The 14,120-nt window shown below is 59.8% G+C and carries 13 protein-coding genes; 5 read left to right on the top strand and 8 right to left on the bottom strand.

Features of this window, described 5'->3' with window-relative positions; translation table 11 throughout:
• The 3 genes from AC54AF_RS03680 to AC54AF_RS03690 all read left to right on the top strand — a co-directional run.
• Positions 1–1,397 (top strand): terminase large subunit domain-containing protein (locus AC54AF_RS03680; RefSeq protein ID WP_496635443.1); only part of this gene is annotated, 1,397 nt, incomplete at its 5' end.
• A gap of 14 nt (positions 1,398–1,411) precedes the next feature.
• Positions 1,412–2,458 carry a phage portal protein gene (locus AC54AF_RS03685; protein WP_496635694.1) on the top strand — a complete coding sequence of 349 codons (1,047 nt, stop codon included), beginning with the start codon at positions 1,412–1,414 and terminating at the stop codon, positions 2,456–2,458.
• Positions 2,455–2,670, top strand: a complete 216-nt coding sequence (locus AC54AF_RS03690) for a hypothetical protein (protein WP_496635444.1) — start codon at positions 2,455–2,457, stop codon at positions 2,668–2,670. The genes AC54AF_RS03685 and AC54AF_RS03690 overlap by 4 nt, the downstream gene beginning before the upstream one ends.
• A gap of 390 nt (positions 2,671–3,060) precedes the next feature.
• Here AC54AF_RS03690 and AC54AF_RS03695 read toward each other — a convergent pair whose 3' ends face one another.
• Positions 3,061–3,795: a hypothetical protein gene (locus tag AC54AF_RS03695; RefSeq protein WP_496635445.1), complete on the bottom strand. Its 735-nt coding sequence runs from the start codon at positions 3,793–3,795 to the stop codon at positions 3,061–3,063.
• Positions 3,788–4,558 carry a hypothetical protein gene (locus AC54AF_RS03700; RefSeq protein ID WP_496635446.1) on the bottom strand — a complete coding sequence of 257 codons (771 nt, stop codon included), beginning with the start codon at positions 4,556–4,558 and terminating at the stop codon, positions 3,788–3,790. Before AC54AF_RS03700 ends, AC54AF_RS03695 begins: the two co-directional genes overlap by 8 nt.
• A 662-nt stretch (positions 4,559–5,220) precedes the next feature.
• Between AC54AF_RS03700 and trmB the strand changes: the two genes are divergently transcribed.
• Positions 5,221–5,901: a tRNA (guanosine(46)-N7)-methyltransferase TrmB gene (gene trmB, locus AC54AF_RS03705; RefSeq protein WP_496635447.1), complete on the top strand. Its 681-nt coding sequence runs from the start codon at positions 5,221–5,223 to the stop codon at positions 5,899–5,901.
• Between the two features lie 148 nt (positions 5,902–6,049).
• The gene (galE, locus tag AC54AF_RS03710) at positions 6,050–7,069 is read left to right on the top strand and encodes a UDP-glucose 4-epimerase GalE (protein ID WP_496635448.1); all 1,020 of its coding nucleotides are present in this window, start codon (positions 6,050–6,052) and stop codon (positions 7,067–7,069) included.
• Positions 7,070–7,162: 93 nt separating this feature from the next.
• Here galE and AC54AF_RS03715 read toward each other — a convergent pair whose 3' ends face one another.
• From AC54AF_RS03715 to AC54AF_RS03740, 6 genes are all read right to left on the bottom strand, one after another.
• The gene (locus AC54AF_RS03715; RefSeq protein ID WP_034785857.1) at positions 7,163–8,449 is read right to left on the bottom strand and encodes a Glu/Leu/Phe/Val family dehydrogenase; all 1,287 of its coding nucleotides are present in this window, start codon (positions 8,447–8,449) and stop codon (positions 7,163–7,165) included.
• A gap of 149 nt (positions 8,450–8,598) precedes the next feature.
• Entirely contained in the window at positions 8,599–9,579 is a 981-nt protein-coding gene (locus AC54AF_RS03720; protein ID WP_496635449.1) for a LysR family transcriptional regulator, read from the bottom strand.
• A 44-nt stretch (positions 9,580–9,623) separates the two neighbouring features.
• Positions 9,624–10,106, bottom strand: coding sequence for a hypothetical protein (locus AC54AF_RS03725; RefSeq protein WP_496635450.1), 483 nt, complete (start codon positions 10,104–10,106; stop codon positions 9,624–9,626).
• Positions 10,106–11,929 (bottom strand): DNA helicase RecQ, encoded by a 1,824-nt coding sequence (recQ, locus tag AC54AF_RS03730; protein WP_092607355.1) that lies wholly within the window; start codon positions 11,927–11,929, stop codon positions 10,106–10,108. Before recQ ends, AC54AF_RS03725 begins: the two co-directional genes overlap by 1 nt.
• A gap of 6 nt (positions 11,930–11,935) precedes the next feature.
• Positions 11,936–12,781 carry an undecaprenyl-diphosphate phosphatase gene (locus AC54AF_RS03735; protein WP_496635451.1) on the bottom strand — a complete coding sequence of 282 codons (846 nt, stop codon included), beginning with the start codon at positions 12,779–12,781 and terminating at the stop codon, positions 11,936–11,938.
• 169 nt (positions 12,782–12,950) lie between these two features.
• Positions 12,951–14,099, bottom strand: a complete 1,149-nt coding sequence (locus tag AC54AF_RS03740) for an MFS transporter (protein WP_496635452.1) — start codon at positions 14,097–14,099, stop codon at positions 12,951–12,953.
• Positions 14,100–14,120 lie beyond the last annotated feature (21 nt).

Below are 14,120 nucleotides of genomic sequence, written 5' to 3' on the forward strand. Positions count from 1 at the left end.
CCCGCAACGACTTCAGCGAAGAACAGAAAATCCAGCTGCTCGACGCCTTCCAGGATTCGCTCTTCGACTATCAAAAGGTCTGGTATTGCAACGGCGACCAGCGCACGCGCGCCATTTTGAAGTCGCGCCAGATCGGCGCTACCTGGTATTTCGCGCGCGAAGCGCTGGCGGACGCCATGGCGACGGGCCGCAATCAAATTTTCCTGTCCGCTTCCAAGTCGCAGGCCCACGTCTTCAAGCAGTACATCGTGCAATTCGCGCGCGAGGCGGCCGGCATCGAGCTGACGGGCGACCCCATCGTGCTGCCGAACGGCGCGCACCTGTATTTCCTGGGCACCAACGCGCGCACGGCGCAGGGCTACCACGGCAATTTCTACTTCGATGAATTCTTCTGGACGCAGAATTTCCAGGAGTTGAACAAGGTGGCCTCGGGCATGGCCATCCACAAGAAGTGGCGCAAGACCTACTTTTCCACGCCATCCTCGACCACGCACCAGGCCTATCCGTTCTGGACGGGCGAGCTGTTCAACAAGCGCCGCGCCAAGGCGGACCAGGTCAATATCGACGTCAGCCATGGCCGCTTGTCGTCGGGCTTCACGGGAGAGGACAAGATTTGGCGCCAGATCGTCACCATCCTGGACGCCGAGCGCGGCGGCTGCAACCTGTTCGACATCGACGAACTGCGCAACTTCGAATACAGCCCCGACCAGTTCGACAATCTGCTGATGTGCAATTTTATTGACGACTCGGCCTCGGTCTTCCCGCTGGCCGAGTTGCAGCGCTGCATGGTCGATTCCTGGGTCGAGTGGGACGATTACAAGCCGTTGCTGGGCCTGCGCCCGTTCGGCAACCGGCCCGTGTGGATCGGCTACGACCCGGCCTTGAACGGCGACAGCGCCGGCTGCGTGGTGCTGGCCCCGCCCATGACGGCTGGCGGCAAGTTCCGCATTCTGGAGCGCCACCAGTGGCGCGGGCAGAGCTTCGAAGACCACGCCGACGCCATCCGACAGATGACCCAGCGTTACAACGTCGAGTACATCGGCATCGATACCACGGGCATGGGTATCGGCGTGCTGCCGATCGTGCGCGGCTTCTTCCCTGCTGTGACGGCCCTGAACTACTCGCCCGAAGTCAAAACCCGCATGGTGCTCAAAGCCAAAAACATCATCAGCAAGGGGCGGCTGGAATTCGACGCCGGCTGGACGGACATCGCGCAATCGTTCATGGCCATCCACAAGACCCTCACGCCCAGCGGGCGGCACGTGACCTATATCGCCGGCCGCAGCGACGAAACCGGCCACGCGGATCTGGCGTGGGCCTGCATGCACGCCCTCGATCACGAGCCATTCGAAGGCACCACCGACAACCACCACTCTTTCATGGAGATTTATTCTTGAGAAAAGCACGACACATGCGCGCGCGCGGCCAGCAGGCCCAGGGCGCTCCATCAACAGCGGCCACGGCGCCGGCCGCCGCCGGCATCGAGGCGTTTTCCTTCGGCGACCCGACGCCCGTGCTCGAGCACGCCGACATTCTCGACTGCTTCGAATGCTGGAAGAACGGCCATTGGTATGAGCCACCCGTCAACCTGGCCGGCCTGGCCAAGTCCTTCAATGCCGGCGTGCACCACAGCAGCGCCATCCACTTCAAGGCCAACGTGCTGGCGTCCACCCTGATTCCCAGCAAGTATTTATCGCGCGACGCCTTCAAGCGCATGGCGCTGGACTTCCTGACGTTCGGCAATGCCTACCTGGAAGACCGGCCCAGCCGCAGCGGCAAGGCGCTGACGTACCAGCACGCGCTGGCCAAATACATGCGGCGTGGCGTGGACCTGGACACGTATTTCTTCGTGAATGGCTACCAGGCCGTGCATGAATTTGACAAGGGCCGCGTGTTCCACCTGATGGAACCGGACGTGAATCAGGAGCTGTACGGTGTGCCGCAGTACCTGAGCGCGCTGCAATCGGCCTGGCTCAACGAGGCGGCTACTTTGTTCCGCCGCAAGTACTACAAGAACGGTTCGCACGCCGGTTTCGTGTTCTACATGACGGACGCGGCTGCCAACACCCAGGACGTGGACAACCTGCGCCAGGCCATGCGCGACAGCAAGGGGCCGGGCAACTTCCGCAACCTGTTCATGTACGCGCCGAACGGCAAGAAGGACGGCATCCAGATTCTGCCGGTGTCCGACGTGGCCGCCAAGGACGAGTTTTTCAACATCAAGAGCGTCACGCGCGACGACCAGCTGGCCGCGCACCGCGTGCCGCCCCAGCTCATGGGCATCCTGCCGAACAACGCCGGCGGCTTCGGCGCCGTCGAGCCGGCCGCGCGCGTCTTCGCGCGTAACGAGCTGGTGCCGCTGCAGGCACAGTTCATGGCGATCAACGAGTGGGCTGGCGTGGAAGTGGTGAGGTTTGCCCCGTATGACCTGGCCTCAGGCGGGGAGGGCGCGGCATGAGCGATCATATCGACAACACGGACAAGATCATCTTCGCCGAGGTGGCGCGCGGCCTGGCCGCTGTGCGCAGCCGGCCGGGCCTGGTGGCGCATGGCTGCTGCCACTACTGCGACGAGGCGCTGGCGCCCAGGCTGCTGTTCTGCAATGTGGACTGCCGCGACGACTACGACAAGGAGCAATCGGCCAAGGTCCGCGCCGGCCACACAGGATGACCGCCACGCCGTGATAGCCGGCAGGGCAGGGCCGCGACAGCCCAGCCACGTCAGCGCGCCCCAGCCACCGCACAAGCCGCCCACGAGGCGGCTTTTTCACGTCCAGACGAATGATGTTGCTCTTGGAGCAAGAAAAAGGCCCGTTTCGGCCCGGCGCGCGCAGTTGTCCCCCCTCCACACCTGCCCGCTAGTTAGGGGTCTTTTGACTCAAATTTGCACCATGGCCGAAGGCGCATGAGGACTGGCGCGGCGGGGCGAAGAAGGGGTATGCGATTTGACGCATTTTGACGCACTTTGGGCGGTTTTTATTACGCTACGAACTGTGATGATTTTTTGCCGATAGGGCTGTCCTAGGGAAAACCGTAGTCGGCGTCATAGCACAGCTAAGCCTTAGTATGGATCTAGGTGCAAGCCAACGTCAGTCAGAACTGAACTAAAGTCCGGGTTATTTCTCAGGTATTCGCAGATGGGATAATCCATGAACTGAATAGCCATTATTATTAATCTTAACTGCGCAAAATCAGTAAAATTTATCAAAGTAAGAAGATGATCCTTTCTATCCACAATAGAAAATCCATTTTCATCACTTAATTTCTCTGAAACAATTTTTACTGTAACATAAAAGGCACGAAGCATTCCATAAATTCTATCATCAATATCAATTCTTTCTAGGAAGGAAGTAATAGTGGCATCATTGCCCCCATTGTCGCGAAATTTTTCTATTTCGTCTTCAATGGATGTAATAGTGCTTGCCCCAGGCGGGATTGTAATATTTTTAAAATTTAAATCAACCGTAAAACTATCCAAAAGAGACTTTTGGGATGATATCATGTTGAAGAATAAAGTACTAAAAGATCTTAGTTTCTCTGTCTTTCTATTTTCCTTTACCTCATCCCTTAAATCAAAGTTGGCTTGATTTTGTAAATTTAAAGATTTTATAAGTAATATTATTGAAATAAAACTAAGAATTGGGTTGAGCGATCCGCCCATATAATCGCCGAATTGCCCCCAAATAGCAGAGTCATCGGCGAGGCCAAATCCTAGTATGCCAAAAAATTTGATGACATAAAATGCCGCCACCACAATCATAGAGATTGCGGCGACTAATATATAAAGATTAAACACTATACCCCTTTACTATATATTTTATTACTCTCCCATCACGTAGTCGTATTGGGGAAGCCGTGATATTGAGATAAGCCCAGTGATCTCGCGGTCTTCCATTGTTAAAATGTAAGTTCTCTGAGAATCGCTTTTTTGCAGTTATTTCAAGACTTTGGTACTGCCCTCCAAAACCGAATGCAATGGTTTCATTTTCATTTAATATTTGAAGCCTACCATTGCCAGTGTGTGTATTTAATCTGGTTATGCCTGCAACCAAATCTACGGTTTCATTTGATTGTACCGCTTCCAATACACCGGCTGTCTCAGTATCAAACTGAGCCAAAATAATTTGATCATCTCGACTTTTACGATATCGTACCTTTACGTCATAGCCAAATTTTGTGGTCACTTCATGAATATTGCTTAAGGATGACGTGCGAAGCCTTTGCACGAGCTCTTCGTGCAACTCACCTAGTTGTTCGATTATGATCTGAGCTTTTGGAGATAAGTCTGCATGCTCTGCGTAGATAGAATCTTTTAAAAAATGCGAAACTAATTCAGCAAAAACAGCCTTTCCTATTTTGTTGAATCGACTTTGAAGTTTATCGTCATAAATATCGATGCTAAATTTTTGCCCATAAGATCCACGAAAACTTTGCTTCATGGTTGTTCTTACTTTAGCCTTATGAGTTTGCCGTTCCGGAACTCTTTCGCTGAGAAGTGTTTCCGCTATATACCGCGTGGCGTCAGAAACGCCTTGAAGTGTATCGAGGCCTGCTTTCATGTCTACGGAATCATCCGAAGAATCTATGACAACATCAAAATTAATGGACATACGTGCCTTATTAGATTTTATTGGGCATTACTAGTTATTGCATTTGCAAACCTCGCCCAATGTAAAAGAACAGTATCAGATGGAGTTCGAGGAAAACTCACCAATTGTCACAGTTTAAGGCGAAATTTTTTTGTTCCAAATTAATGCAATAAATTTGTAACGTTCTATCCGGTTCTATACTGTAAATGTAGAATTATAAAGAGTTAAAAATGGGGGGCAGTCCGAACGATTTCTCTAGCAGGAGCAATGGTTAGCCAGTCCAAGCCTTTGTACCTGTCGTGCACTGTGTGCGAAGAGTCTATTGTAGTTTGCAGTGAGAGGCGTCAGGCTTGCCCATTCAGCCAAGGCCCTTGCATTCGCTCCACAAACGTAAAATCCTCTGCATGTATGCTTACTTACGTCACTGCTATAATGTCACTTTTGCGGAGTACAAACGGGCCGCAAGCCCGCATGGCTGTTGAGTTCCTTGTCGAGCTTCCCAAGCTTACGACGAGGGTTCGATTCCCTTCACCCGCTCCATTTTTCGCTGGCGTCTGGCTTAATGCGGCGCAGCCACTTATTTCTCCATTCCCATGTCTTCTGATACCCCAGCAAACGGCCCGGCGCGGCCGATGATGTACGATCCGACCGAACACCGCATCCGCAGCTTCGTGACCCGCGCGGGACGGCTTTCCGTGGCGCAGGCGCGCGCGCTCGAGACTCTGGGGCCGCAGTTTCTGGTGCCTTTCGCCAAGGAACCGATGGACTTCGAGCAGGTGTTCGGCCGCAAGGCACCCGTGATCCTGGAGATCGGTTTTGGCATGGGCGCGACGACGGCGCATATCGCCAAAGCCATGCCGGAGAAGGATTTCATCGGCGTCGAAGTGCATACGCCCGGTGTCGGCAGCCTGTTGAAGCTGATCGGCGAAGAATCGCTGACGAATCTGCGCCTGCTGCAGCACGATGCGGTGGAAGTGCTGACGCACATGATTCCGCCCAATTCGCTGGCCGGCATCCACGTTTTCTTCCCCGATCCATGGCACAAGGCGCGCCACAACAAGCGCCGGCTGATCCAGTCGCCGTTCGTCAAGCAATTGACCGATCGCCTGGCGCCAGGCGGCTATCTGCATTGCGCCACCGATTGGGAAGATTACGCGGTGCAAATGCTGGACGTGCTGGGCGCCGAGCCGCAGTTGCACAATAGCGCCGACGGTTATGCGCCGCAACCGGCGTATCGTCCGCTGACCAAGTTTGAAAACCGTGGCTTGAAGCTGGGCCATGGCGTGTGGGATCTGGTGTTCATCAAGAACTAAACCTGGCGGTTTGCCCACCTGTGCCGTTTGCACGAGAACAAGCCTGCCGCGGCGACGCCGCAGGCTTTTTTAATGCGCGCTAGCGTGCGCTGGCTAGGCAAGGCGGGGGAATTACGGTAGTCTTATCTTTTTTGCATTGATTGATATTATGTCCCAGAAAATACTCGTGACCGGCGCATCCGGTTTCATCGGTTCCCATACGTGCGTCGAATTGCTGGCTGCCGGCTTTGAGGTCGTCGCGGTGGATAATCTGTGCAATAGCGCGCGCGAAGCGATGGCGCGCGTGGAGCGCATCTCCGGCAGAAGCGTGCCCTTCTATGAGGCGGACGTGCGCGACCGCGCGGCCATGGCCACCGTCCTGCGCGAGCACGCCATCGATGCCGTGATCCATTTCGCCGGCTTGAAGGCCGTGGGCGAATCCGTGGCCCAGCCACTGATGTATATGGACAACAATGTGACGGGCACCGTTGCCCTGCTGGAAGTGCTGGCGGCGGCAAACGTGAAGCGTTTTGTCTTCAGCTCGTCGGCCACCGTGTATGGCGATCCGGAAGCCTTGCCGATCCTGGAAACGTCGCGCCTGTCCGTGACCAACCCGTACGGCCGCTCGAAGCTGATGGTCGAGCAGATCCTGGCCGATCTCGTGCATGCTGATGCCCAATGGCAAGTCGGCGTGCTGCGCTATTTTAATCCGGTCGGCGCGCATGCCAGCGGCTTGATCGGTGAAGATCCGGCCGGCATCCCGAACAATCTGATGCCCTTCATCGCCCAGGTGGCAGTGGGGCGCCGCGAGCGCCTGGCCGTCTTCGGCAATGATTACGCTACGCCGGACGGCACCGGCGTGCGCGACTACATCCACGTGGTCGACCTGGCGCTGGGCCATGTGGCCGCATTGAACCGCCTGTTCTCCACCGATGGCGGCTTTACCGTCAACCTGGGCACGGGCCACGGCTACAGCGTGCTCGATACCGTGCGCGCCTTCGAAGCGGCCAGTGGCCGCAAAGTCCCCTACGACATCGTGCCGCGCCGCCCCGGCGACATCGCCAGCTGCTACGCCTCGGCCGACAAGGCGAAGCAATTGCTGGGCTGGCAGGCGCAGAAAAACATCGATGACATGTGCACCGACCACTGGCGCTGGCAGCACCAGAATCCGCAAGGTTACGCGGCGTAAAAAAGTCCGCCAGATACAAAAAATCCCGCTCACACGTTAGTGTGGCGGGATTTTTTTAGAGCGCCAGCAAACCACTGGCGTCAAAAGCAGCTATTAAGGATACAGGCCGCGCACTTCACGAGCCTGGAGAACACGCGTGCACGCCAGGATGAAGGTGGCGGTACGCATCGACACTTTCTTTTCTTGCGACACTTGCCATACTGCGTCGAACGCTTCGCGCATGATGCGGGTCAGGCGGCTGTTGATTTCTTCTTCGGTCCAGAAGAAGCTCGAGAAGTTCTGTGCCCACTCGAAATAGCTGACGGTCACGCCGCCGGCGTTGGCCAGCACGTCCGGCACGATCAGCACGCCACGGTCGGTCAGGATGTCGTCCGCTGCCGGCAGGGTCGGGCCATTGGCGCCTTCCAGGATGATCTTGGCGCGGATGACTTGTGCGCGCTCGGCGGTGATCTGCTGTTCCAGCGCGGCCGGGATCAGGATGTCGCAATCGATACCCCAGAAATCTTCGCGCGGCACGAATGCCTCGGCGCCCGGGAAGCCTTCGACGCTGCCCACTTCGGCCACGTGTGCCAGCAATTGCGGGATGTTCAAGCCGCCGGCATGCACCACGGTGGTCTTGTGGTCTTGTACCGCGACCACTTTCGAGCCGGCTTCAGCGAACATGCGTGCAGCGACGCCGCCCACGTTGCCGAAACCTTGCACGATGACTTTCGCGCCTTCGAGCGACATGCCGACCTTGGCGGCCGCATCGCAACCGACGACGAACACGCCGCGGCCCGTCGCATCGCGGCGGCCCAGGCTGCCGCCCAGCGAGATCGGTTTGCCCGTCACCACGCCGGTCGACATATTGCCGCCGATCATGGCGTAGCTGTCCATCATCCACGCCATGACTTGCTCATTCGTGTTGACGTCCGGCGCCGGGATATCCTTGTTCGGTCCGATGATCATGCTGATCTCGCTCGTGTAGCGGCGGGTCAGGCGTTGCAGTTCATTGCGCGACAGGGTCTTCGGATCGACACGGATACCGCCTTTGGCGCCGCCGTATGGCACGTTGACCGCGGCATTCTTGACCGTCATCCAGGCCGACAGCGCCATCACTTCCGACAGGGTCACGTCCTGGTGGAAGCGCACGCCGCCCTTGCCCGGGCCGCGCGACAGATTGTGCTGCACGCGGTAGCCTTCGTAGTGGGCAATGGTGCCGTCATCGCGCTCGATAGGCACGTCGACCGTCAGGATGCGCTTAGGACGCTTCAGCGTTTCCACCCAGCGCGACAGGTTGCCCAGGTAAGGCGTGACGCGGTCGATCTGCTCGAGGTAGACGCCCCATGGGCCCAGGTCTTCAGGATTGAGGTAGGAAGGAAGTGCGTGCTTGCTGGTCATGCTTGATAAGCTCCTGGACAATACGAATACGTTAGAGGCGCAACCGAGATGCAGCTGCGCGCAGCGGAACCGCATCGTAGGCGATAGCCTCATGCCCCGGCCAATGCTTTGTGCGCATCCGGTTATGCATTTATTGCATAGTTAGGCGATCAGGATGGCATTGTGGTGACGGTCGCGCGCCGGCGTTTTTTTCCGCCGCGCGCGGCGCTTTCCTGCGCCTGCACCAGGTATTGCCACAGGCTTTCGACGATCTGCTTGCCGGGACGCAGGCTGGACGGGCGCTCGCGGTACAGCCGGATTTCCAGTTCGATTTCCCAGCCCGGCGCGCCGCCGTCGGCGCGCGCCAGGTGCTTGTACTTGACGTCGCGCATGACGGCCGATTCGGGCAGGAAGGCGATGCCGCGTCCCTCCAGCGCCATCATCTTCAAGCCTTCGGCCATGTCCGTTTCGTAGCAGGTCTCGAGGAACAGGGGCGCCTTGGCGTCGGCCACCAGCAATTCCACCATGCGTCCCAGGTAGGCGTTGCTGGTGTAGGAGAGGAAGGGCAGCGGCTCCTTGGCGCTGCCGGGCAGGACGAAGTCCGGCACCTTGTCCTGGCCGCAGCGCGCATATGCGCGCAGGGTTTCGCGGCCCATCACCAGCATGTCGTAGCGGCCCGGATCGAGCTGCACCGGCTGGCGCGGATGGTGATAGCACAGCAGCAGATCGCAGCCGCCGTCGACCAGTTGCAGCACGGCGTCGTGCACGTTCAGGGCCATCAGGCGGCTGTTGATCGGCGCAAAACCTTCCTCCAGCGCCGTCAGCCACTTCGGCATGAAGGTCAGCGAGAGGGTGTGCGGCACGGCGAAATCGACGCTCGTTTGCGTGGCCGCCCGCTTGCCGCGCAACAGGGCGCGCACGCCGTTGATCTGCCCCAGCATTTCCAGCGCCTGCTCGTAAAACACGGCGCCGGCCGGCGTCAATCGCGTGGGGTAGGAAGTGCGGTCAACCAGGTCGATGCCGAGCCAGTTTTCCAGCGACTGGATGCGCCGCGAAAAGGCCGGCTGGGTCACGTGGCGCAGGGCCGCGGAGCGGCTGAAATTATGCGTTTCAGCGAGCGAAATGAAGTCTTCCAGCCATTTGGTTTCCATCGCGGGACCGTTCTGTAATCAAGGGCGCATGCAAGGTAGGGCGGTCAGGCCTTGCCGGTCGATGCGGCCGGCTGGTACAGCGAAGCGGGCAGGCCGAAGAACGACGGCGGACCCAGGGTCGTGCCGTCGAGCGAGCTGCCCGCGTTCAAACCCTTGTTGATGGCCGACAGCAAGGAGCTGCGGTCGGCCAGGTTCTTTATCAGCGCGCGCGGGCCGTTGTGGAAGGTATGCTGGGCGATATCCGCAGCGACGACAAAGATCGGTTCGCGGCGCAGGGGGAATTCCACCCATTCGCCATCCTCGTCCTGGGCGCAGAAGGTATCGGGCAGGGTCATGTTTTCGGCGCCGGGAAGGTGCGACGCCAGCACCAGGCCGAAGGCTTCCGGCACCACGTCGGCCAGGCGGCGCACGGTGAGGTCATCCTGCACCAGGGCACGTACTTGCGCTTCCACCGCGTCGTCGGCGTCGGGCTGGGCGCCGAGAATTTTCACGGCCTGATAGATCAGGTCGGACGAGAGTGCTTCCATCAAATCATCTCCAGAATCATGGCGACGATTTCGTCGCCGTACGAGGCCAGTTTTTTCTCGCCCACGCCGCTCACGCCGCGCATCTGCTCGAGCGAAGTGGGCTTGGCCTTGGCAATTTCGCGCAGGGTGGCGTCGACGAAAATCACGTAGGCGGGCACGTTATGCGTGCGCGCCGTCTCCACGCGCCACCAGCGCAGCTTGTCGAAGATCGCCTGTTCGCTGGTGGACAGATCCGTCTCGACATAGCCCTTCGCCACGCTGGTGCTGCGCTTGCTGGTTTTCACCGGTTTCTGGTACTGGCGCAGCTGCACTTTCTGGCCGCCCTTGAGCACGGGGCGCGAAGCGTCCGTCAGTTTCAGCGAGCTGTATTGTTCATGGTCGACCGAGACAAGGCCCAGCGCGATGGCCTGGCGCAGGATGGCTTTCCATTCCGCCTCGCCCAGATCCGAGCCGATGCCGAACACGGACAAGGAATCGTGGTGCCAGGTCTTGATGCGTTCCGATTCCACGCCGCGCAGCACGTCGATCACGTGGCCGCCGGCGAAGCGCTGGTCGACGCGGTAGATGGCCGACAGCAGTTTTTGCACGGGCACGGTGCCGTCGAAGGACACGGGCGGCACCAGGCAAGTGTCGCAATTGCCGCATGGCGAAGCCGGTTCGCCGAAGTATTCGAGCAATCGCATGCGGCGGCAGCTGAGCGTTTCGCACAGGCCCAGCATGGCGTCGAGTTTGACGCCCAGCACGCGCTTGAAGGTGTCGTCCGCTTCCGATTCGTCGATCATGCGCCGCTGCAGCACCACGTCCTGCAAGCCATACGCCATCCAGGCGTTGGCGGCCATGCCGTCGCGGCCCGCGCGGCCCGTTTCCTGGTAATAGCCCTCGATGCTTTTCGGCAGATCCAGGTGGGCCACGAAGCGCACGTCGGGCTTGTCGATGCCCATGCCGAAGGCGATGGTGGCGACCATGACGATGTTTTCCTCGCGCAGGAAGCGCGCCTGGTTGGCGCTGCGCTTGGCGTACTCCATGCCGGCGTGATACGGCAGGGCGCGGATGCCGCTCTGGTTCAGGAATTCGGCCGTCTCTTCCACCTTCTTGCGCGACAGGCAGTAGACGATGCCGCAGTCGCCCGCGTGTTCCGTGTTGATGAAGTCGAGCAGCTGCTTGCGGCCGTTCGCCTTTTCCACGATCTGGTAGCGGATGTTCGGGCGGTCGAAGGACGAGACGAACTGGCGCGCGTCTTCCAGCTGCAAGCGCAGGGCGATTTCGGCGCGCGTCTGCGGGTCGGCCGTGGCCGTGAGTGCGATGCGCGGCACGTCCGGGAACTGTTCGTGCAGCACCGACAGCTTGATGTATTCGGGACGGAAGTCGTGGCCCCACTGGGCTACGCAATGCGCCTCGTCGATGGCGAACAGGGAGATCTTTGAGGCCTGGAACAGGTCCAGGCAACGCTGCGTCATCAGGCGCTCGGGCGCCACGTAGACGACGTCGATGCCGCCCGTGCGCACCAGGCGCTCGATGCGGCTCGCTTCTTCGTAGGTTTGCGTGGAATTGAGGAAGGCGGCGCGCACGCCCACTTCCTCCAGCGCATCCACCTGGTCCTGCATCAGCGCGATCAGCGGCGAGACGACGACGCCGACGCCATCGCGCAGCAGGGCGGGAATCTGGTAGCACAGCGACTTGCCGCCGCCGGTGGGCATCAGCACCAGCGCGTCGCCGCCGTGGCTGACGTGGTCGACGATGTCGGCTTGCTGGCCGCGGAAGGCCGGGTAGCCGAAAACGGTTTGCAGCAGGTGCAGCGCGCGCTGGTTAAGATCTTGATTCATAGTGCCTTATTCTGCCCAAACGACCCAGCCGTAGTGGGCGCTGGCCAGGACCAGCAAGCCAAACACAATGCGGTACCAGGCAAAAAACGTGAAGTCGTGCGAGCTGATATAGCGCAGCAGCCAGCGCACGCACAGGAAGGCGGAGATGAAGGCGGCCACGGTGCCCAGGCCGAACAGGGGCACGTCGGTGGCCGACAGGATGTCGCGCGCTTTGTACAGCGAGTAGAAGGTGGCCGCCAGCAGGGTCGGGATGGCCAGGAAGAACGAGAATTCGGTGGCCGTCTTGCGCGACAGGCCCAGCAGCATGCCGCCGATGATGGTCGAGCCGGAACGGCTGGTGCCGGGAATCAGCGCGAATGCCTGCGCGCAGCCCACTTTCAGGGCGTCGAACGGCGTCATTTCATCGACCGAGTTGACGCGCACGGTGACGGGATTGGTGCGCGCGCGGCGCTCCACCAGCAAAATCACGATGCCGCCGATGATGAAGGCCATGGCGACCGGTACTGGCTTGAACAGCGCATGCTTGATCATCTTGCCGATCGCCAGGCCAATCATTGCCAGTGGCAGGAAGGCGATGGCGACGTTGAGCACGAACTTGCGCGACTTCGCTTCGCTGCCGAAGGTGGTCAGCACGCTGCCGATGCGCTGGCGGTATTCCCAGCAGACGGCCAGGATGGCGCCGGCCTGGATGGCGATTTCAAATACCCCCATGACTTCTTTCGAGACATCCTGTGTAAAGTCGAGCAGGCTGCCGGCCAGGATCAGATGTCCGGTGGAAGAAATCGGCAAGAATTCGGTAAAACCTTCGACCAGCCCCATGATGATGGCTTTTAACGCAAGAATGAGATCCATAGATGTATAAAAGGGTATAAGTACGGGTATAAGTGACAGGATGGGGGTGACCGCGTGGCGCCAGCAATGTGCGCGGGGTCGAAGCTTACCATGCCGGAGGCCCGGCGAGCCGATTTGGGCGCTGGAGGACAGCGGTTTTTTGCCGCTGCCCGCCAGGCAAGGTGCGGGGTCAGGCAGCCTGTTTTGCCGGCGCCACCAGGCGCGCGCTGGCCGCCACCAGCAACAGTGCTGCGCCCAGCATGGCGAAGGCGATATTCAGGCTGGTGGCGTGGGCGATGAAGCCGATCACGGCCGGGCCGGCCAGGATGCCCGCGTAGCCGATGGTCGTGATGGCCGCCACCGCCAGGCTGGCTGGCATGGCGTGTTGCTGGCCGGCTGCCGTAAACAGGATGGGCACGATATTCGCCGCGCCCAGGCCGATCAGCACGAAGCCGGCCATGGCCAGGCTGGCGTGCGGCGCCAGCACGGCCAGGAAGAAGCCTGCCGCCGCACACAAGCCGCCAAAAGTAAGCACACGCTTGCCGCCAAAGCGGCTGACCACCTTGTCACCCGTGAAGCGGCCCAGCGTCATGGCGATGGCGAAGGCGGCGTAGCCGAGGCCGCCCTTGGCTTCTTCCACGCCGCGCGTGGTGGTGAGGAACAGGGCGCTCCAGTCGAGAATGGCGCCCTCGGCCAGGAAGACGATAAAGCACAGCAAGCCGATGAAAATGACGGCGCCATGCGGCATGACGAACAGCGGCGTCTTTTCGCCGGATGCGGACGCGGTCGGCAACAGATGGCCTTGGGCGGCGCCCAGCACGCCGCACAGCAGCAGCATCACCACCACGCAGGACCAGGCCGGCGTCAGTCCCAGCCACAGCAGCAGGGCCATGCAGGCCGCGCCGGCGAAGCCGCCCACGCTGAACAGCGCATGAAAGCCCGACATCATGGCGCCGCCATTGGCCTTTTCGATGATCACGGCCTGGATATTGATGGCCACGTCAAACGTGCCCATGGCCGCGCCGAACACCAGCAGCACCAGGCCCAGTTGCAGCGGCGTGGCGGCCAGCGCCAGGCCGGGCAGGATGGCGGTCAAGAGCAGGCCGGCGCCGACGATGACCTTGCGGCAGCCGAAGCGGCTCGACAGCATGCCCGTAAACGGCATCGCGCACAGCGAACCGGCGCCCAGGCACAGCAGCAAAATGCCGAGGGTGGCTTCATCGAGGCCCAGGCGCGACTTGGCGTAGGGAACCAAAGGCGCCCAGGCGGCCATGCCGAGGCCGGCGGCGAAAAAGACCAGGCGCGTGGCGCGTTGTTGCAGGGTGCCGGTGAGATGCATGGGGGAACTTTTCAAAGGTCG

The organism is Janthinobacterium sp. JF4 (assembly GCF_059617925.1).

Excerpts from the sequence above, each read along its gene's own strand:
- AC54AF_RS03685 (WP_496635694.1), top strand. The coding sequence starts at position 1,412 with ATGCGCGCGCGCGGCCAGCAGGCCCAGGGCGCTCCATCAACAGCGGCC.
- AC54AF_RS03690 (WP_496635444.1), top strand. The coding sequence starts at position 2,455 with ATGAGCGATCATATCGACAACACGGACAAGATCATCTTCGCCGAGGTG.
- AC54AF_RS03700 (WP_496635446.1), bottom strand. The coding sequence starts at position 4,558 with ATGAAAGCAGGCCTCGATACACTTCAAGGCGTTTCTGACGCCACGCGG.
- trmB (WP_496635447.1), top strand. The coding sequence starts at position 5,221 with ATGATGTACGATCCGACCGAACACCGCATCCGCAGCTTCGTGACCCGC.
- galE (WP_496635448.1), top strand. The coding sequence starts at position 6,050 with ATGTCCCAGAAAATACTCGTGACCGGCGCATCCGGTTTCATCGGTTCC.
- AC54AF_RS03715 (WP_034785857.1), bottom strand. The coding sequence starts at position 8,449 with ATGACCAGCAAGCACGCACTTCCTTCCTACCTCAATCCTGAAGACCTG.
- AC54AF_RS03720 (WP_496635449.1), bottom strand. The coding sequence starts at position 9,579 with ATGGAAACCAAATGGCTGGAAGACTTCATTTCGCTCGCTGAAACGCAT.
- AC54AF_RS03725 (WP_496635450.1), bottom strand. The coding sequence starts at position 10,106 with ATGGAAGCACTCTCGTCCGACCTGATCTATCAGGCCGTGAAAATTCTC.
- recQ (WP_092607355.1), bottom strand. The coding sequence starts at position 11,929 with ATGAATCAAGATCTTAACCAGCGCGCGCTGCACCTGCTGCAAACCGTT.
- AC54AF_RS03735 (WP_496635451.1), bottom strand. The coding sequence starts at position 12,781 with ATGGATCTCATTCTTGCGTTAAAAGCCATCATCATGGGGCTGGTCGAA.
- AC54AF_RS03740 (WP_496635452.1), bottom strand. The coding sequence starts at position 14,099 with ATGCATCTCACCGGCACCCTGCAACAACGCGCCACGCGCCTGGTCTTT.